Origin of the sequence: Paracoccus marinus (assembly GCF_007018965.1) — a bacterium.
Taxonomy (GTDB): domain Bacteria; phylum Pseudomonadota; class Alphaproteobacteria; order Rhodobacterales; family Rhodobacteraceae; genus Paracoccus; species Paracoccus marinus.
The window spans coordinates 208,584-227,174 of the sequence record NZ_VJYZ01000018.1 but is presented as its reverse complement, the minus strand read 5'-3'; the positions used below and the strand labels follow the sequence as shown (position 1 = coordinate 227,174).

Here is an 18,591-nt window from a genome sequence, read left to right as displayed (position 1 = left end):
GCAGGGCAGCAATGCAACCTCGGCGCCGCCTGACCACCTTTGGCCGCATCCTGCCGGCATCCCTGCTTGCGGCGGGGATGGCGATGCTGGCGCTGCCCCATCCCGTCCGCGCCGCCGATCCCGATCAGGCCCCGGCGGTCGCGTCGATCGTGCCCACCGTCACCATCTCGCCCGCGATCCGCAGCACCGTGCAGGAACGGGTGCCGGTGTCGGGCACGCTGGTCGCCCGGTCCGAGGTGCAGGTCTATCCGCAGGTGTCGGGCTACGAGATCAACGAGCTGCTGGTCGAGGTCGGCGACAGCGTGACGGCGGGACAGCCGCTGGCCCGCCTGACCGACACGACGCTGCGCGCCGAACTGACCCAGGCCGACGCGGAACTCGCCCGCGCCCGCGCCGCCATCGGCCAGGCGGAAAGCGAGATCGCCAGCGCCGACGCCGCCGCCGCGCAGGCCGGATCGTCGCTTGACCGGACCCGGCGGCTGAACCGCAGCGGCAACACCACGCAGGCGGTGCTGGACGAGGCGATTGCCGCGCAGGCGTCGGCCGCCGCCGCCGCCGCGTCGGCGCAGGGCGGGCTCGCCGTGGCGCAGGCCGGGCTTGCCCAGGCCGAGGCCGCGCGGGGTATCGCGCAGCTGAACTTCGAGCGCGCGACCATCACCTCGCCCGCGAACGGGATCATCACCGAACGCAACGCCACCCGGGGCGCGCTGTCGGGCGCCGCCGCCGAGCCGATGTTCCGCCTGATCGTCGACGGCGAGGTCGAGATGGAGGGCGAGGTCCTGGAAACCGCCCTGTCCGGCCTGCAGGCGGGCGATCCCGTGACGCTGTCGGTGACCGGCGTGGGCCCGGTCGAGGGCCGCGTGCGGCTGATCCCCGCCAGCGTCGATCCGGTGACGCGGCTGGGGGTCGTGCGGGTGGCGCTCGCCGGCGACGGGCGGCTGCGGCCGGGCCTGTTCGCCAACGGATGGATCGTGCTGGACGAACGCGAAGCGGTCACCGTGCCGGCCACTGCCGTTCTTGCCGATGGTGACGGCGAGCGGGTGCAGGTCGTGCGGGACAACCGGATCGAGACGCGGATGGTCCGCGCGGGCGTCCTGTGGGACGACCGGCGCGAGATCGCCGAGGGGCTGGCGCAGGGCGAACCCGTCCTGCTGCGCGCGGGCGCCTTCTTCCGCGACGGGGACCCGGTGAATCCCGTGGCCGAAGGCGCGGCGCCGTCAGCCCCGCAGAAACCGGCCCCCGCGCCGATGGCCGAAGCGCCGGCCCCGCAAGGCGCGGCCGGTCCCGCCAAGGCGGCCCCCGCCCCAGCCCCCGCCCCCGCCGTCGAGGACGCGGCGAGGAAAGCCGCCACCTCAGGCACGACGCTCGAGGCATCGACGGCCCGGCCCGATCCGCAGGGGACGGTGCGATGAACCTTTCGACCTGGTCGATCAAGCGGCCGGTCCCGCCGATCGCGATCTTCCTCGTGCTGCTGATCGTCGGTCTGGTCAGCTTCGCCCGGCTGCCGATCACCGCCATGCCGACGGTCGACCTGCCGCTTATCAACGTAACCGTATCCCAGCAGGGCGCCGGCCCGAGCGAGCTGGTCAGCCAGGTCGCGCGCCCGATCGAGGACGCGATCTCGACCATACCCGACGTGCGCCACATGACGACGACCGTGACCGACGGCGTCGCCAATTTGATCGTCGAGTTCGAGCTTGAAGCCGACAGCGACCGGGCGCTGAATGACGTCAAGGACGCGATTTCCAGCGTGCGGTCGGACCTTCCCGGCTCGATCCTGGAACCCATCGTGCGCCGTATCGACGTGACCAGCATGCCGATCCTGACCTATGCGGTCAGCGACCAGACGAGTTCGGTGAGCGAGCTTTCGGACTTCGTGGACGACGTGATCGGGCGCGAGCTGTCCAGCGTCCCGGGCGTGGGCGAGGTCAGCCGCATCGGCGGCGCCGACCGCGAGATCAGCGTGGACCTTGATCCCAGCCGCCTGCTCGCCCTTGGCCTGACGGCGGCCGACGTCTCGCAGCAGCTGCGGGCACGCAACATCGACATGGGCGGTGGCCGGGGCGACGTGTCGGGGCGGGAATATTCGATCCGCGCGCTCGGCGCCGCCGACACCGTGAACCAGCTTGCCGCCACCGCGATCGAGATCGGCGACGGGCGGACCGTGCGTCTGGACCAGCTGGGCAGCGTGACCGACGGCGCGAGCGAACAGCGCAACTTCGCGCTGCTGAACGGCCGGCCGGTCGTCGCCTTCGCGGTCTTTCGCGCGGTCGGGGCATCCGACCTGCTGGCGGGCGACGGGACCAAGGCCGCGCTTGAAGGGATCGGCAAGCGCTACCCCAACGCGCAGATCACCCTGATCGACGATTCCACGACCTACACCCGGCAAAGCTACGAATCCGCGATGCACACGCTTTACGAGGGCGCGGCCCTTGCGGTGATCGTGGTGCTGCTGTTCCTGCGCAACTGGCGCGCGACGCTGGTCGCCGCCGCCGCCCTGCCCCTGTCCGTCGTGCCCACGTTCTTCGTGATGGACCTGCTCGGCTTCTCGCTCAACGGGATCAGCCTGCTGGGGATCACGCTGGTGACCGGCATCCTGGTGGACGACGCGATCGTCGAGATCGAGAACATCGTACGCCACATCCACATGGGCACCCCGCCCTACGAAGCCGCGATCGAGGCGGCGAGCGAGATCGGCACGACCGTGATCGCGATCAGCTTCTCGATCGTGGCGGTATTCGCCCCGGTGGGGGTGATGAGCGGGGTGGCGGGCGAATATTTCCGCCAGTTCGGGCTGACGGTCGCGGTGGCGGTGCTGTTCTCGCTGCTGACCGCGCGGATCATCACGCCGATGATGGCCGCCTACCTGATCCGCAGCGGCCATACCGAAGAGGAACGCGACGGCTTCTTCCTGCGCGGGCTGATGGGCACGCTGCGCTGGACCATGCGCCACCGGTTCCTGACCCTGATCCTCGGCCTGGGCGTGTTCGCGGGCTCGATCTTTTCCGCGACGCTGCTGCCGACCGAGTTCATCGCGCCCGCCGACCAGGGCCGAAGCCAGATCGAGCTGGAACTGCCGCCCGGATCGACCGTCGAGCAGACGGAATCCGTGTCCCGGACCCTGATCGACCGCATCTCGGCCGTGCCCGAAGTGCGCTCGGTCTTCGTGCAGGGGGTCGAGGACGCCGTGTCGAAAGCCCAGCTGCGCGTCAACTACGGTCCCAGCGAGGAACGCGAGCGCACCCAGTTCGCGATCGAGGAACAGCTGAAGCGCGACCTGGCCGACCTGCCCGACGTGCGGCTGAACTTCCAGAACGAGGCGGGCGGCAACGACCTGAGCGTCAGCGTGCTGGCCGACACCGAGGACGGCGCGGCGCAGGCGGCCGAGATGCTCGTGACCGAGATGCGCAAGCTCGACACGCTCGAAGGGGTGCGGTCGTCGTCGGCCATGCGGCGGCCGGAAATCCAGATCACGCCCCGCGACGAGATCGCGGCGCAGCTCGGCGTCTCGGCCAGCAGCCTTGCCCAGACGCTTCTGGTGGCGACGCTGGGCGACGCCGAGGCGAACCTTGCCAAGTTCAACGCGGGCGACGAGCAGATCCCGATCGTGGTGCGGCTGAACGCCGCCGCCCGCGACGACCTGCAACAGATCCAGAGCCTGCGGGTGCCGTCCGCGGCGGGACAGGTACCGCTGGCGGTCGTGGCCGACGTCACCCTGTCGGCCGGCCCGACCCAGATCGAACGCTACGACCGACGCTATCGCACCTCGGTCACGGCGAACCTTGCCGATGGCGCGGTCCTGGGTCCGGTGGACGCGCAGGTCAAGGCGCTGCAGGACACCATGAAGCTGCCGCCGGGCACCGCGTTCGAAAGCTCGGGCGACGCCGAGATCATGGCCGAGGTGTTCGGGGCCTTCGCCCTAGCGATGGCGGCGGGGGTGCTGCTTGTTTACGTCGTCCTGGTGCTGCTGTTTGCCAGCTTCATCACGCCCATCTCGATCCTTCTGTCGCTGCCGCTGGCGATCGGGGGCGCGATCCTTGCGCTTTACATCTTTGACTTCGCGATCGGGATGCCGGTGGTGATCGGCTTCCTGATGCTGATGGGGATCGTCACCAAGAACGCGATCATGCTGGTCGAGTTCGCCTTGCAGGCGATGGCCGACAACGTCCCGAAACGCGAGGCGATCCTTGACGCGGTCCACAAACGCGCGCGCCCCATCATCATGACCACGATCGCAATGGCGGCGGGCATGCTGCCGTCGGCGCTATCCAAGGGTGACGGAAGCGAGTTCCGGTCACCCATGGCGGTCGCCGTCATCGGCGGGTTGCTTCTGTCCACGATGCTGTCGCTTCTGTTCGTGCCGTCGCTGTTCTCGCTGGTGGACGGCATGCAGCTGCGTTCCGGGCGGTTCCTGCGCCGGGTGGTGGGCTTGAACGCGGAACGCAAGGCGCCCGCCGAGTAACACGGGCAACAAAAAGCCCGCCCTCGCGTCACGCGGGGCGGGCTGGGGATTTGGTCCGGGGTCAGTTCGGATCAGGCAAGCATCGAGATCGGATGCTCGAGGTTTTCCACGATCGCGGCCAGAAGCTGCGCCCCCAGCGCGCCGTCGATGACGCGGTGATCGACCGACAGCGTCATCGACATCACGTTGCGGATCACGACCTGCCCGTCCTCGACCACCGGCGTCGGGATGCCCGCGCCGACCGCAAGGATCGCGCCGTGGGGCGGGTTGATGACGGCGTCGAAGTTCTCGATCCCGAACATGCCGAGGTTCGAGATCGCGAAGCTGCCGCCCTGGTATTCGTGCGGCGCAAGCTTCTTGGACTTCGCGCGGTTCGCCAGATCCTTCATCTCGGCCGAAAGCGCCGACAGGGTCTTGAGATGGGCGTCCTTGAGGACCGGCGTGAACAGCCCGCCTTCGACCGCCACGGCAACCGCCACGTCAGACGGCTTGACCTTGTAGATGCGGTCGCCGGCCCAGACCGCGTTCGCGTCGGGCACTTGCTGCAACCCGACCGCGCAGGCCTTGATGATGAAGTCGTTGACCGACAGCTTCACCTCGCGCGCGGCCAGCTGCTTGTTCAGGTCGGCGCGGAACGCCATCAGCGCGTCCAGCTTGGCCGACCGGCGCAGGTAGAAGTGCGGGATGGTCTGCTTGGCCTCGGCCAGCCGCGCGGCGATGGTGCGGCGCATGCCGTCAAGCTGCACCTCCTCGATCTCGCGCCCGTCCAGCATCTTGCGGACGGTCTCGGCGGACATGCCCTTGGGTGCCGCAGCGGCCGGTGCAGCGGCCGCCGACGCTGCCGCGACTGGCTGCGCCTCTGCCGCCGGGGCCGTGGCACTCGCGCCCTTCGCCGCGGCGGGCTGGGCCGCGCCGCCCTTGGCGCCCTCGATGTCGGCCTTGACGATCCGGCCCTTCGGCCCGCTGCCGGTCACGCCCGCAAGGTCGATCCCGCGCTCGGCCGCAAGCCTGCGCGCGAGCGGAGAGGCAAAGACGCGCCCTCCCTTGCCCTTGGCAGGCGCGGCCTTGTCGGCCGGGGCGGCCGCTTTCGCGGGCGCGGCCTCGCCCGCATCCGCCTGCCCGTCGGCCGACGCCGGCGCATCGCTCGCGCCGCCGTAACCCCTGGCCTTCTGCGGCGCCTCACCGGATTGCGCCGTGCCGGAGTCCGCCTCACCACCCGTCGGCTCGGGCGCGTTCTCAACAGGCTCTTTCGTCTCGGACGCCTCGGGCGCGGCAGAGGCGTCCTCGCCCTCCTCCAGCAGCAGCGCGATCGGCGTGTTGACCTTCACCCCCTGCGTTCCCTCGGCGATCATGATCTTGCCGATGGTGCCGTCGTCGACCGCCTCGAACTCCATCGTGGCCTTGTCGGTCTCGATCTCGGCCAGGATGTCGCCGGACTTGACCGCGTCGCCCTCCTTGACGAGCCACTTGGCAAGCGTCCCTTCCTCCATCGTCGGGGACAGGGCGGGCATCAGGATCTCGGTTGCCATGTCGCGCGCCCCTTACCGGTAGGTCACTTTGCGGACCGCCTCGACCACGTCGGCCGCAGTGATCAGCGCCAGCTTTTCCAAGTTCGCCGCATAAGGCATCGGCACGTCCTTGCCCGCGCAGTTGATGACCGGCGCGTCCAGCCAGTCGAACGCGTTCTCCATCAGCCAGGCGCTCAGGTGGTTGCCGATGGAGCCGACCGGGAAGCCTTCCTCGACCGTGACGCAGCGGTTGGTCTTTTGCACCGAGGTCAAGATCGTCGCGTAATCCAGCGGCCGGACGGTGCGAAGGTCGATCACCTCGGCCTCGATCCCGTCCTGCGCCAGAGTCTCGGCGGCTTCCAGCGCGTGGGCCATGCCGATCCCAAAGCTGACGATGGTCACGTCCTTGCCCGCGCGTGCGATCCTTGCCTTGCCGAACGGCACAGTGAAATCGTCCAGCACCGGCACGTCGAACGTGCGGCCATAGAGGATCTCGTTTTCCAGGAAGATCACCGGGTTCGGGTCGCGGATCGCGGTTTTCAGCAGCCCCTTGGCGTCGGCCGCCGTGTAGGGCTGGACGACCTTGAGGCCCGGGATCGCGGCGTACCACGCGGCGTAATCCTGGCTGTGCTGGGCTGCCACGCGGGCGGCGGCGCCGTTCGGGCCGCGGAACACGATCTGGCACCCCATCTGCCCGCCCGACATGTAAAGCGTCTTGGCGGCCGAGTTGATGATGTGGTCGATCGCCTGCATCGCGAAGTTGAAGGTCATGAACTCGACGATCGGCTTCAGCCCGCCGAACGCCGCGCCGACGCCGATGCCGGCGAAGCCATGCTCGGTGATCGGGGTGTCCACGACGCGGCGGGGCCCGAACTTGTCCAGCAGGCCCTGGCTGATCTTGTAGGCGCCCTGGTATTCGCCGACTTCCTCGCCCATCAGGAACACGGCCTCGTCGCGTTCCATTTCCTCTGCCATGGCTTCGCGCAGCGCCTCGCGCACGGTCATCTGCTTGACCGGGGTGCCTTCGGGCCAGTCGGGGCTCGCGTCGGGTTCGGGCGTGCTGACGGTCTCGACCGCCGATTTCGGCGCGGCCGGGGCCTTGTCGGGCGCCTCGCCCGTTTCGTCGCGGCTGTTTTCGCCCTTGCCCTTTTCGGCCGGCGGCTCGTCCGCCCGTGGCGCGGCGTCGGGCTGTGCGTCGTTAGTTCTCGCAGCGGCCTCGGGCGCGGCGTCGCCTGCCTCGTCCCCCTCGCCCGCCAGCGTGGCGATGGGCGTGTTCACCTTCACGCCCTGCGTCCCCTCGGCCACCAGCAGCTTGCCGATGGTGCCTTCGTCGACCGCCTCGAATTCCATCGTGGCCTTGTCGGTCTCGATCTCGGCCAGGATGTCGCCGGATTTCACCGCGTCGCCTTCCTTGACCAGCCACTTGGCGAGCGTCCCTTCCTCCATCGTGGGGGACAGCGCCGGCATCAGGATCTGGATTGCCATGTTCGTCGTCCCCTCAGGCGTTCGCTTCGGCGTAGATGTCGGTCCACAGTTCCTCGGCCGGCGGCTCGGGGCTTTCGCGCGCGAAATCGGCCGAATCGTTCACGATGTCCTTGATGTCCTTGTCGATGGCCTTGAGGTCGTCGTCCGAGGCGTGGCCGCCCGACACGAGGATCTGGCGGACATGTTCGATCGCGTCCTTTTCCTCGCGCATCTTCTGCACTTCCTCGCGGGTCCGGTACTTGGCCGGATCCGACATCGAGTGGCCGCGATAGCGGTAGGTCATCATTTCGAGGATGTAGGGCCCGTTCCCCGCGCGGCAGTGCGCGACGGCCTTTTCGCCCGCCGCCTTGACCGCCAGCACGTCCATCCCGTCCACCTGCTCGCCCGGAATGCCGAACGCCTCGCCCCGGCCGAAGAAGGTCGTGGACTTGGTCGAGCGCTTGACCGAGGTGCCCATCGCGTACTGATTGTTCTCGATCACGAACACAACCGGCAGCGACCACAGCTCGGCCATGTTGTAGGTCTCGTACACCTGGCCCTGGTTCGCGGCGCCGTCGCCGAAGTAGGTGAAGGTGACGTTGTCGTTGCCCAGGTACTTGTCGGCGAAGGCCAGCCCCGCGCCCAGCGGCACCTGCGCGCCGACGATGCCGTGGCCGCCGTAGAAGTGCTTTTCGCGGCTGAACATGTGCATGCTGCCGCCCTTGCCCTTGGAATAGCCGCCGATGCGGCCGGTCAGCTCGGCCATGACGCCGCGCGCCTCCATCCCGGCGGCCAGCATGTGGCCGTGGTCGCGGTAGCTGGTGATGCGCTTGTCGCCTTCCTTGGCGGCGGCTTCCAGCCCCACGACGACCGCTTCCTGGCCGATGTAGAGGTGGCAGAACCCGCCGATCAAGCCCATGCCGTACAGCTGGCCCGCCTTTTCCTCGAACCGGCGGATCAGCAGCATGTCGCGGTAAAGCTTCAGCAGATCGTCGCGCGGGATGTTGGTCGCGACGGGCGGCGCGCTCTCGGCCGAGTCTTTGGCCGGCTCTTTGAGCGAGGCTTCGGCTGCGGGCTTCCTTGCCATGCGGGCTCCTCCGGCTGGCGATAGTTCAGCGTTAAACCAAACCTAGCCCACCGGAGTATGGCTCGCAAGTCAGCGGATCACAATCTCGTCGGCGCGGGCGTAGCCAAGCACGTCGCGGGCGCGTTCGTCGAGCAGGTCGATGTCGAGATATTCGTCCGACAAGCGGCGCGTCAGGTTCTTCATCCGGTCCACCTCGGCACGAAGGCGGTCGCGCTCGGCCACCAGTTCCGTCGTCTCGGCGTCCAGTTGGACCCGCCGCAGGATGCCGGACGGGCCCTGCACGGCGGCGATGGCGAAGTACAGGCCGACCAGCACCATCAGCGCAAAGAACACCAGCGCGCTGATCGAAACTCGGGATTGGGTCATGACGTGGTCCGGTCGGTTGGCGTGTCGCCACTCTGCCACGCGGCGGGCGGCGGGGGAATCCCCCGCGGGCGGTCAGGCGCGTGCCCGCGCCACGGGACGGGCAGCGGTCAGGCGATCAGCGCTGCGCGGGGCCGAGGCGGGTCGGCGGGGCCGCGGGGTCCGCCGGCAGGTCGGCATCGTCACGGCGCGGCATCGCTTCGCCGAACGCGGGACGGAACGGCGCGGAGACTGCCGGCTCGTCGTCGATGACGAGCGGATAGGCGTCCAGGTCCGACGTGTCATCCGAAACCCGCTCGGGCACGTGGGTGCGGTCCGGGGTTTGGGCGGGGATGCGGTCGGGCACCGGCTGCCCGGTTGGGGTCGCATCGCCCGAAGGGCCGTCCGGCCAGCTTGGCGGCGGATCGGGCTGGCGCGCGGGCGCTGCAGCCTCAGCGCGCCCGGCCGGGATCGGGGTCGCGGGCAGCGGCGGGACGCTCGCGGGTGCCGGATGCTGGACCGGCGCGGCGTGCGCCGCCTGCAGGGCCGGAGCTCCCGGCATCACCGCGTGGGTCGGTTCGTGGCGGCCGGCCGGCAGGGTGTTCCGGGGCTGTTCGCTGTGAAGCGCGCGGCGGAACACCAGCACGTTGTGATAGACCGTCGTGCGGCTGGTCAGCCCGCTGCGTTCCTCGCAGGGCAGCGTCTCGGCCCGGACATATTCCCAGCCGTTCGCCGCCATCCGGTTCATCTCGGTCAGCAGCGCATAGGAAAACCGCTCGACGCCCGTCCGGGCGCCCTTCGCCTTTTCACCGCGGACCGGAGCGGGGATGACGGTGTATTCAAAGGTCTGCATGCTGCCCCTCATGTCACGATTGCGATGACGTTCCGACCGAACGCGCGAGCCCGGCCCATCGTTGCACGCGGGCGCGCGACGGCCCGCGCGGGGTCAAAGCCCCAGCTTCTTGGCCACCAGTTCGTTGACCGCGGCCGGGTTCGCCTTGCCGGCCGTGGCCTTCAGCACCTGCCCGGTAAACCAGCCCGCGAGCTTGGGGTTCGCGCGGGCCTTTTCCACCTGCGCGGGGTTTGCGGCGATGATCTCGTCCACCGCCGCCTCGATCGCGCCGGCATCCGTCACCTGCTTCATCCCGCGCGCCGCCGCGATCTCGGCCGGATCGCCGCCCTCGGTCCACACGATCTCGAACAGGTCCTTGGCCATCTTGCCGGAAATCTCGCCCGATCCGATCAGGTCGAGGACGCCGCCAAGCTGGCCCGCGCTGACCGGGCTGTCGCCGATCGCCACGCCCTGCTTGTTCAGCCGCCCGAACAGCTCGTTGATGACCCAGTTCGCGGCCTGCTTGCCGTCGCGGCCCGCCGACACCGCCTCGAAGAAGTCGGCGCTTTCCACGTCCGCCGTCAGCACGCCTGCGTCGTATTCGGACAGCCCCAGCGCCTGCACGAACCGTGCCTTCTTCTCGTCGGGAAGTTCGGGCATCGAGGCGGCGATGTCGTCCACCCACGCCTGCTCGATCTCCAGCGGCAGCAGGTCGGGGTCGGGGAAATAGCGGTAGTCGTGCGCTTCCTCCTTGGACCGCATCGACCGGGTTTCGCCCCGGTCGGGGTCGTAGAGGCGGGTTTCCTGCACGATCTTGCCGCCGTCCTCCAGAATGGCGATCTGGCGCCGCGCCTCGAAGTCGATCGCGGCCTGGATGAAACGCAGCGAGTTCATGTTCTTGATCTCGCAGCGCGTGCCAAGGACGCCGAAGTCGCCTGTCTCCATGAAGCGTTCGTAGTCGCCGGGCTTGCAGACCGAGACGTTCACGTCGGCGCGCAGGTTGCCGTTCTGCATGTTGCCGTCGCAGGTGCCGAGATAGCGCATGATCTGGCGCAGCTTGGCGACGTAAGCCGCCGCTTCCTCGGGACCGCGGATGTCGGGGCGGCTGACGATCTCCATCAGCGCGACGCCGGTGCGGTTCAGGTCCACGAAGGACAGCGCCGGGTCCATGTCGTGGATCGACTTCCCCGCGTCCTGTTCCAGGTGAATCCGCTCGATCCTGACCCGCCGGGCGACGCCCGGGGCCATGTCGACGATGATCTCTCCCTCGCCCACGATGGGGTGGTAGAGCTGGCTGATCTGGTAGCCCTGCGGCAGGTCCGGGTAGAAGTAGTTCTTGCGGTCGAAGGCGCTGAACAGGTTGATCGCGGCCTTCAGGCCAAGGCCGGTGCGGACCGCCTGCGCCACGCAGAATTCGTTGATGACCGGCAGCATCCCCGGCATCGCCGCATCGACGAAGCTGACGTTCGAGTTCGGCTCGGCCCCGAAGGTGGTCGAGGCGCCCGAAAACAGTTTGGCGTTCGACGCGACCTGCGCATGCACCTCGAGCCCGATCACCAGTTCCCAGTCGCCCTTGGCCCCGGCGATGACCTTGGGTTCGGGCGCGGTATAGGTGAGGTGGTCGAGCATCTGGGCCTCCGGCATCAATCGGGGTTTTCTACGGCCCGGTGCCGGGTTCGGCAAGCCGGTCCGGCGGCGGCGGTCAGGCGGCGGTCAGGCGGCGGCCTCGGTCGCGGGATCGTTGCTTGTGAACCGCGCCGGCCCGTTGCTATGCGGAACGGGCGAAAAATCATGGACGGACAGGACGATGCGCAAGACGGCGGCAAGGGCGGCGGCGACGGTGGTTGTTGCGGTGGCGGCGCTCGCCGCCTGCGGATCGCCCGCGGTGCGGGACGCGGTCACGGCACCGACGATGGTGCCCCAGGACAAGCCCGGCGCGGTCGGCCGCCTGCGCGCGGCCCTGCCCGGCGGCAAGCCCCCGCCGATGGCGTGGGAAGGGCAGGCCCAGTCCGAGGAATGGACCGCCGCCATGCTCGACGCGCTGGAAACCGAGGGCGTCACGCTGATGTCGTCGATGCCCGCCGACGTGCTGGAATACTGCCCGGGCTACCAGCGCCAGACGCCGCAGGACCGCGCGGCGTTCTGGGCCGGGTTCATGTCCAAGGTCGCGGGTCAGGAAAGCGGCTGGAACCCGCTGTCGCGGCGTGGCGAGGCGGTGGGGCTGCTTGGCGTCACGGCACGGGCGGCGCGCAGCAACGGCTGCGCCACGTCGCTGTCGGACGTTCGCGCGAACCTGCAATGCGGCGTGCGGATCATGGCGCGCAACGTCGCCCGGGACGGCGCGATCAGCGCCCCGGCCGGGGGCGAAGGGCGCAGCTGGCGCGGTGCCGCGCGCGATCTTCTGACCCTGCGCTCGGGCAAGGAACGGGGCGAGCTTGCGACCTGGACCCGGCGGCAGGACTACTGCCGCTGAGCCGGGTCTGCGGGCGGCGGGCGCCGGTCCTCAGCTTCCGCCGAGGATCGGCAGGTCGTACTGGCGGCCCGCCTTGACGTAGCTGATGCGGCCCTTGCCGATCGAGTTGATCGCTCCGCCGTCGATCCGGTCGCCCAGCCGCACGGTCACGACCTTGCCGCTGCGAAGGCGGATCAGGCCGCGGCTGGCCTTGCCCGCGCCGATCACCCCGATCACCTGCGTCTTGGCGAGGTCGAGCCCGCCCACCGTCGCGTTCTTGGTGACGGCGTTCGACTGCGGCGACTTGGCGGTCGCGGTTGCGACCTCGGGCTCGGCATCGGCTTCCGGCGGCTTGTACGTGCCGGTCGAGGCGATGGCCGCGCGCTCCTCGGCGGCGGCCTGCGCGCGGGCGCGGGCTTCGGCGGCGGTGCGCTCGGATTGCTCGCGCTGCGCGTCGGCGGCCGCTTCGGCCCGCGCCCGCGCCTCGGCCTGCGCCTGCAGCTGCTCGTCCATCGCGTGCTGCTTGGCCACGGCGGCGGGATCGGGCGTCGCGGGCGGAAGCGCGGCGGCGGGCGGGGCGGCCGGTGCCGTCGCCGGGCCGCGCGCGGCGGCCAACGCGACCGCCTCGGCCTCGCTGTCCTCGCTGGACGTGTCGGCGGGGGCGGTTTGCGTCCTGGAACTCGCAAGCCCCTTGGGGCGGGCCAGCGGCGACGGAGAGCTGAGCGCCGCCATCTTCAGGGGCACCGTGCTGGCGCCCGCCCCCGCCACGGCGGCGGCGACGGCGCTGTCGACGGCATTGTCCACGGCGCTGTCGGTCGCCCTGTCGCTGGCGGAACCCGCCTTCGACGGCCGATGCGCCGGGCGCCCCGCCGCCGAGGCGGTGCGGGTCGCGGGCTTTGCCGCTTCGGCGACGGCCTCGTCGATGGCCGACCGGGCCTGCGGCTTGGCGGCGTCCTTGGTCACGTCGCTCTCGGTTGCCTTCGCCGCCGATTTCCTTGCGGCGGAAGGTTTCGCGGCGGGCGCGCCCTTGCGCGCGGGCGCGGCAGAGGCATCGGCCGCCGCCTGTTCGACCGCCGACTCGATCGCCGACTTCTCGGCCGCGTCGGTGCGGGTAGCCCCCGCGGGGCGGCGCGACGGGCGCGCGTCGGCAACCCGGGCGCGGACCGAGGCTGCGACGCGGTCCTGCGACGGCCAGCTTGCCTGCAGGACGGACGCGGCGGACGCGACCTGCAGGGGCTGAACGCGCGGCAGGATCATGGCCGAGGTCGCGGGCTTGCGGGTCGGGCGCGAGGCAGGGCGGTCGGCGACGGTGTCGGGCCGGGTTTCCGCCTGCGGCGCGCTGCGGCGCGCGGGCGGTGCCGTCGAGGTGCGCGGGGCGGCGGGCTTGCTGGCGGCGTCGGTGGCAGCGGCCCTGGTCGCGGGTTCGGCTGCGGCGGCCTTGGGGCGCGGGGCCGCGCTGGATGACGCGCGGGCCGCCTGCGGGGTCGCCCGTTCCGTTGCGGGCGCAGCGGACGCCGACGGCGCGCGGCGCGCCGGACGCGCCTCGGGCCGGGGCGAGCTGCGCAAGGCCGAACCGCTGGGCGCGGCGCCGCTGGGCGGCTGATCGGCGGACGACGGCTCGGGCCGCGCCGGCGCGGGCCGGGTCGCGGTGCTGCGCGCGGTGGCGGGAACGGAAGGCTGGGTCGAGGTCGCGGAGGACCCGTTCGCCTCGGCCAGCGCGGCCTCGATCCCGGCGCGGTCCACGGCGCCGGTGTCCGCAGGGGCGGGTTCGGGTGTGACCGCCGGTGCCGTCGCGGTCACCGGCGCGGTTGCCGGGGGCCTCGCGGTGGCGGGCGCCGTCGCTGCGCCGCCCGCCGGGGTGGGCGTTTCAGTCGTCGCCGTCGCGGTGTCGGTCACGGCCGCGTCGGGGGCAGCCTGGGCCTGCGCTTCGGGCAACGCGGGTTCCGGCGCCGCATCGGCGATGGTCGGCGCGGTCGTCGGAAGGGCGATCGGAGAAGCGGCAGGCGGGACCACCGTGGTCGGAGCAACGGCGGTCGGGGCAATGACAGGCGGCGCAACGACGGGCGGAGTTGCCACGACGGACTCGGGCGCGGCAGCGATTGCCGGGGCGGTCGCGGCGGGCTCGACCGCCGGGACGGCTTCAGTCGCAGACGGGGCCGTCGCCTCGACAGCAGGCTCGATCCCGGGCGCGAGGTCCGGTTCAACCGCCTGCTCGGCGGCGGTAATGGCAGCGACGTCGGCAGCGACATCAGCAGCGACATCGACGGGCGCATCGGGCTGGACCGCGGGGGCGGCGATCTCGGCCGGCTGGCGGCCGCTGGACAGGCCCCAGATCAGCGCCAGCGCGACGATCAGCGCGCCCAGCATCAGGACCAGTCCGCCGACGCCGCCGCGCTGGCCCGGCTTGCGGGGCGCAGCTACGGGCACCGCCTCGGCGCGCAGCGCCCGGGCTTGGGCGGCACGCTCAAGTACCGCCTGCGCACGCTCGGGCAGCGGCTGCGGGGTAAACGCGGTCGCGGGCGCCGCGATCGCGGCGGCAGCGGCTGCGGCCTGTCCGGCAAGCGCGGCATCGGCATCGGCCGGTTGGCGCGCGCGCGCCGGTTCGGCCGCGGGAAGCGCATCGGTCCCGTCGGGGTGGCGCGCCGTGACATGCGCGCCGCCGGTCGCGGGCGGGGCCGCGGCAGGCGCGACCAGCCGGGGCGCGGCGGTTTCTGGGTGGACGGGCGACGTCGCCGAAGTTTCCTCGCTCACGGGAGCGGACAAAGCCCGCTTCTCTACAGGCTCGTCATCGTCCGCCGGCGTCGCAGTCTCTTCCGGGATGGCTTCGGCGGCCGCAGCATCGGCCGTCGCAGGCTTGGCAGCCGAAGCGTCGGCTTGCGTCGTCGGCACGACCGATGACTCCACCGGCTCCTCGTCGCCTTCCGCCAAATCGTCGCCGATAGTCGCCTCGACCGAACGGCTGGTCGGCTTCTCGTCCAGGCCCGCTTCATCGTCAGGGGTGTCATCCGCGGCGGCTTCATCCTCAGCCGCCTCGACGTCAGCCACCCCGCCCTCGTCCGTCGCACCCTCGGCCGCGACATCCTCCGCCGCGCTATCCTTCTCCTCGTCGAGGGACGCCAGCTCGTCGCCGGGAAGCGTGTCCTCGTCGCTCGTGCCCGCGTCCGCCGCCAGATCGTCGCTCATCGAAAAGCGGGGCGCGCCCGGATAGACGCCTTCGGGCGGATCGGCCACGAAGCCGCCCGGCGCGAAGCCGTAGCGGCGGGCGAAATCCTCGGCCTCGCGCAGCGTCTGCCGCGCGACGGCGGCGACCCGCAGCCCCTCGGGCCCGTCGGCACGCCAGTCCCAGGCCAGCTCCTCGACCCGGTAGGGGGTCAGCCCGTCCAGCGCCTGCCCCACGGCGGCCGCGCCGCGCGCGTCCCCGGCCGCGACCGAGGTGTACAGGATCTGGTCGTCGGGGATCACCAGCGCCACCGGCACCGCCTTGCCGTCAGACTGACGGGCGGTGTCGCGCAGCGCGCCGATCTGCAGGCGGAAGTCCTGGGCGTCGAAAAGCGCGCGCCCCCTTTCGCGCCACGGGGCCGCGCTTTCGGGCGGGGCGGTGCGTTCCAGCAGATGCACGGCGTCATTGCTGAAAGACAAGGCGAACTGAGGCGCTGCTTGCGTGGTCATGGCCGGTGCTTTTCGTTGTGGCCGCCCGTCGTTGGTGCGCGGTGCGATCCGTTTGCTGCTCGTCCCACACCTACCTCAGAACGGGCCTCGTGGAAAGCGAAACACCATATCGTGAGCGCACCGGAACGTTTTTTCGTGCGTTCCCGCCGCGTGCCATCATCGGCCATCCAGTCAATCCGCCTCAGGGATCATCCATGCCGATCAGAACCGCCACCACGCATCGCAATGCACCCGTCCGCACCCCTGCCCGCCGGGGCCTTCTGCCCGCCGTCGCGCTGGCCGTCCTCGCGCCCCTCGCGCTTGCGCCGGCGGCACAGGCGGCCCCCGGTTGCGGGCCGCGCCACCCCGCGACGCTGACCACCCAGGGCGAGGGCAAGGCCAACGTCCAGCCCGACATCGCGACCGTCAGCGTCGGCGTGACGGTGCAGGCCCCGACCGCGCAGCAGGCGATGACCGACAACGCCACCCGCCAGACCGCCGTCATCGACGCGCTGAAGGCGCAGGGGATCGAGCCGCGCGACATCCAGACCTCGGGGCTGAACCTGTCGCCGCTGCAGGATTATTCGCGCGAGGGGCAGCCGCCGGTCATCACCGGCTACCAGGCGCAAAACATGGTGACGATCACCGTGCGCGACCTCGCCTCGCTCGGCGGGGTGCTGGACCGGCTGGTGACGGCGGGCGCGAACGAGGTGCAGGGGATCAGCTTCGGGCGCGAGGACGCGCAGGCGACCCAGGACGAGGCGCTGAAAAAGGCGGTCGAGAACGCGCGCCACACCGCCGAGGTGCTGGCGGAGGCGTCGGGGCTGGAACTGGGCGGGCTGGTCAGCCTGAACAACTCGGGCCCGATCAGCCCGCCCGCGCCGATGTACCGGATGGCCGCGCAGGACAGCGCGGCGGCGGGCGCGACCCCGGTCGAGGCGGGCGAGTTGAGCTTTACCGCCATGGTCGGCGCCACGTTCGAGCTTATGGGGGACGGCGCGGCGGGTCCCGGCAAGTGCGACTGGCAGAAGGGCGGGCGCGACCGCAAGGGCGGCCCGCGCGAGCCAAAACCGCCGATGGAGCCGCCGGTTCCGACCGGAGCAGCGGCGGGCGCGGCGGCGGGTGCGCCGGGGGATGCCTCGGCAGGTGTGTCGGAACCGGCCCCGGTGACCGCACCGCCCGCAGACGCCGCGCCGGTGCCGCCTGCCGGCCAGCCCGCACCCGGCGCGGCCGCGCCTGCAACCAACTGATCGACAACCAGTCCGCCACGACGAAGGGGCGCCCCCGCGGGCGCCCCTTTGCTTTCCGGCACAGGACCTTTCAGCCGGACCGTTCAGCCAGCCGCCGCCAGCGCCTGTTCGAGATCGGCGATGATGTCGGCGGGATCCTCGATCCCGATCGACAGCCGCACCACGTCCGGCCCCGCCCCCGCCGCGACCTGCTGGTCCCCGGTTAGCTGGCGGTGGGTGGTGGACGCCGAATGGATCGCCAGCGACCGCGCGTCGCCCAGGTTCGCGACGTGGCTGAAAAGCTTCAGCGCCCCGATGAAGCGCACGCAGGCGTCGTAGCCGCCCTTCAGCTGCACCGTGAACAGCGCCCCCGCCCCCTTGGGATAAAGCCGCGCCGCCCGGTCGTGCCACGGGCTGTCCGGCAGGCCGGCATAGCTGACCGCCGCGACGCCGTCGTGCCCGGCCAGGTACTCCGCCGCGGCGACCGCGTTCGCGACATGGCGCGGCATCCGCAGCGCCAGCGTCTCGACCCCCATCAGCGTGTAATGCGCGGCCTGCGGGTTCAGCGTCATGCCGAGATCGCGCAGCCCGATGGCGATGCCGTGGAAGGTAAAGGCGGCCGCGCCGAAGGTCTGGTGGAAGTTCAGCCCGTGATAGGCGGCCTCGGGCTGCGAGAGCGAGGGGAACCTGTCCGACGCCGACCAGTCGAACCTGCCGCTGTCCACCACGACGCCGCCGGTGACGGTGCCATTCCCGGTCAGGTATTTCGTCAGGCTGTGGACGACCAGGGTCGCGCCATGTTCAATCGGGCGGCACAGGTACGGGCTCGCCAGCGTGTTATCGACGATGAGCGGGATCCCCGCCTCGTCCGCGATACGTGCGATCGCCGGAATGTCGGTGACGTAGCCCCCGGGGTTCGAGATCGACTCGACGAAGATTGCCCGCGTGTTCTCGTCGATGGCGGCGCGGACGGCGGCCTCGTCGTCGAGGTCCACGAACGTCGCCGACCAGCCGAAGCGGCGGATCGTCTGCCCGAACTGCGTGACCGTGCCGCCGTAAAGCCGGGTCGAGGCGACGATGTTCAGCCCCGGCCCCATCAGCGGCAAGAGCGCGAGGATCTGCGCCGCGTGCCCCGACGAACAGCAGACCGCGCCCGCGCCCCCTTCCAGCGCGGCGATGCGGTCCTGCAGCGCGCTGACAGTCGGGTTCGTCAGCCGCGAATAGATGTAGCCGACCTCTTGCAGGTTGAAGAGCCGGGCGGCGTGGTCGGCGTCGCGGAACTGATAGGCGGTGGTCTGATAGATCGGCACCTGCCGCGCGCCCGTGGCCGGATCGGCCTTGGCGCCCGCGTGGACGGCGAGCGTGTCGAAGCCCTGCGGGCGGGCGGCGGCGGTCGTGTCGGTCATGGCGTTCCCCTGTGATGGCACGGCGCGAAGGCTAGGCGGGCCGAAAATGCCGCGCAATCGCCCGCGACGGAGCGTCGCGCGAATGTCCGCGCGGCAGGAAAGATATCCCGCCGCCGGGCCACCGGCCTGAACGACCATCCGTCCGCCCGGCTCCGCCGCGC

The 18,591-nt window shown here is 71.0% G+C and carries 12 protein-coding genes; 4 read left to right on the top strand and 8 right to left on the bottom strand.

Annotated elements, in window-relative coordinates; translation table 11 throughout:
• Positions 1 to 11 precede the first annotated feature (11 nt).
• Positions 12 to 1,412 carry an efflux RND transporter periplasmic adaptor subunit gene (locus tag FNF32_RS10090; protein ID WP_246087768.1) on the top strand — a complete coding sequence of 467 codons (1,401 nt, stop codon included), beginning with the start codon at positions 12 to 14 and terminating at the stop codon, positions 1,410 to 1,412.
• On the top strand, positions 1,409 to 4,462 hold the full coding sequence (locus tag FNF32_RS10085) for an efflux RND transporter permease subunit (protein ID WP_131674718.1): 3,054 nt from the start codon (positions 1,409 to 1,411) through the stop codon (positions 4,460 to 4,462). Before FNF32_RS10090 ends, FNF32_RS10085 begins: the two co-directional genes overlap by 4 nt.
• A 71-nt stretch (positions 4,463 to 4,533) precedes the next feature.
• Here the strand turns inward: FNF32_RS10085 and FNF32_RS10080 are convergent, their stop codons facing one another.
• The 6 genes from FNF32_RS10080 to gatB all read right to left on the bottom strand — a co-directional run bounded on the left by FNF32_RS10080 (position 4,534) and on the right by gatB (position 11,324).
• Positions 4,534 to 5,991, bottom strand: coding sequence for a pyruvate dehydrogenase complex dihydrolipoamide acetyltransferase (locus FNF32_RS10080; RefSeq protein ID WP_131674719.1), 1,458 nt, complete (start codon positions 5,989 to 5,991; stop codon positions 4,534 to 4,536).
• Between the two features lie 12 nt (positions 5,992 to 6,003).
• The gene (locus tag FNF32_RS10075) at positions 6,004 to 7,455 is read right to left on the bottom strand and encodes a pyruvate dehydrogenase complex E1 component subunit beta (RefSeq protein ID WP_131674720.1); all 1,452 of its coding nucleotides are present in this window, start codon (positions 7,453 to 7,455) and stop codon (positions 6,004 to 6,006) included.
• A 13-nt stretch (positions 7,456 to 7,468) separates the two neighbouring features.
• Positions 7,469 to 8,521 (bottom strand): pyruvate dehydrogenase (acetyl-transferring) E1 component subunit alpha, encoded by a 1,053-nt coding sequence (gene pdhA, locus FNF32_RS10070; RefSeq protein ID WP_185961919.1) that lies wholly within the window; start codon positions 8,519 to 8,521, stop codon positions 7,469 to 7,471.
• A 69-nt stretch (positions 8,522 to 8,590) separates the two neighbouring features.
• The gene (locus FNF32_RS10065; RefSeq protein ID WP_131674721.1) at positions 8,591 to 8,887 is read right to left on the bottom strand and encodes an FtsB family cell division protein; all 297 of its coding nucleotides are present in this window, start codon (positions 8,885 to 8,887) and stop codon (positions 8,591 to 8,593) included.
• A gap of 115 nt (positions 8,888 to 9,002) precedes the next feature.
• Positions 9,003 to 9,716 carry a hypothetical protein gene (locus FNF32_RS15815; protein ID WP_185961918.1) on the bottom strand — a complete coding sequence of 238 codons (714 nt, stop codon included), beginning with the start codon at positions 9,714 to 9,716 and terminating at the stop codon, positions 9,003 to 9,005.
• A 93-nt stretch (positions 9,717 to 9,809) separates the two neighbouring features.
• Positions 9,810 to 11,324, bottom strand: coding sequence for an Asp-tRNA(Asn)/Glu-tRNA(Gln) amidotransferase subunit GatB (gene gatB / locus FNF32_RS10055; protein ID WP_131674722.1), 1,515 nt, complete (start codon positions 11,322 to 11,324; stop codon positions 9,810 to 9,812).
• Positions 11,325 to 11,502: 178 nt separating this feature from the next.
• On the opposite strand from gatB, the gene FNF32_RS10050 reads away from it, so the two are divergent.
• A complete protein-coding gene (locus FNF32_RS10050; protein ID WP_131674723.1) occupies positions 11,503 to 12,168 on the top strand; it encodes a lysozyme family protein in 666 nt (221 codons plus the stop codon).
• A gap of 30 nt (positions 12,169 to 12,198) precedes the next feature.
• On the opposite strand, the gene FNF32_RS10045 is transcribed toward FNF32_RS10050, so the two are convergent.
• Complete coding sequence (locus tag FNF32_RS10045) at positions 12,199 to 15,816, bottom strand: hypothetical protein (RefSeq protein ID WP_143796620.1); 3,618 nt, start codon at positions 15,814 to 15,816, stop codon at positions 12,199 to 12,201.
• 194 nt (positions 15,817 to 16,010) lie between these two features.
• Between FNF32_RS10045 and FNF32_RS10040 the strand changes: the two genes are divergently transcribed.
• The gene (locus FNF32_RS10040; RefSeq protein WP_131673161.1) at positions 16,011 to 17,045 is read left to right on the top strand and encodes an SIMPL domain-containing protein; all 1,035 of its coding nucleotides are present in this window, start codon (positions 16,011 to 16,013) and stop codon (positions 17,043 to 17,045) included.
• 83 nt (positions 17,046 to 17,128) lie between these two features.
• Here the strand turns inward: FNF32_RS10040 and FNF32_RS10035 are convergent, their stop codons facing one another.
• The gene (locus tag FNF32_RS10035; RefSeq protein WP_131673162.1) at positions 17,129 to 18,430 is read right to left on the bottom strand and encodes an O-acetylhomoserine aminocarboxypropyltransferase/cysteine synthase family protein; all 1,302 of its coding nucleotides are present in this window, start codon (positions 18,428 to 18,430) and stop codon (positions 17,129 to 17,131) included.
• Positions 18,431 to 18,591 lie beyond the last annotated feature (161 nt).

Bases quoted from the DNA above. Each gene is read 5' to 3' on its own strand.
- FNF32_RS10065 (WP_131674721.1), bottom strand. From the start codon at position 8,887: ATGACCCAATCCCGAGTTTCGATCAGCGCGCTGGTGTTCTTTGCGCTG.
- FNF32_RS10085 (WP_131674718.1), top strand. From the start codon at position 1,409: ATGAACCTTTCGACCTGGTCGATCAAGCGGCCGGTCCCGCCGATCGCG.
- FNF32_RS10075 (WP_131674720.1), bottom strand. From the start codon at position 7,455: ATGGCAATCCAGATCCTGATGCCGGCGCTGTCCCCCACGATGGAGGAA.
- FNF32_RS10090 (WP_246087768.1), top strand. From the start codon at position 12: ATGCAACCTCGGCGCCGCCTGACCACCTTTGGCCGCATCCTGCCGGCA.
- FNF32_RS10080 (WP_131674719.1), bottom strand. From the start codon at position 5,991: ATGGCAACCGAGATCCTGATGCCCGCCCTGTCCCCGACGATGGAGGAA.
- gatB (WP_131674722.1), bottom strand. From the start codon at position 11,324: ATGCTCGACCACCTCACCTATACCGCGCCCGAACCCAAGGTCATCGCC.
- FNF32_RS15815 (WP_185961918.1), bottom strand. From the start codon at position 9,716: ATGCAGACCTTTGAATACACCGTCATCCCCGCTCCGGTCCGCGGTGAA.
- FNF32_RS10035 (WP_131673162.1), bottom strand. From the start codon at position 18,430: ATGACCGACACGACCGCCGCCGCCCGCCCGCAGGGCTTCGACACGCTC.
- pdhA (WP_185961919.1), bottom strand. From the start codon at position 8,521: ATGGCAAGGAAGCCCGCAGCCGAAGCCTCGCTCAAAGAGCCGGCCAAA.
- FNF32_RS10050 (WP_131674723.1), top strand. From the start codon at position 11,503: ATGCGCAAGACGGCGGCAAGGGCGGCGGCGACGGTGGTTGTTGCGGTG.
- FNF32_RS10045 (WP_143796620.1), bottom strand. From the start codon at position 15,816: ATGACCACGCAAGCAGCGCCTCAGTTCGCCTTGTCTTTCAGCAATGAC.
- FNF32_RS10040 (WP_131673161.1), top strand. From the start codon at position 16,011: ATGCCGATCAGAACCGCCACCACGCATCGCAATGCACCCGTCCGCACC.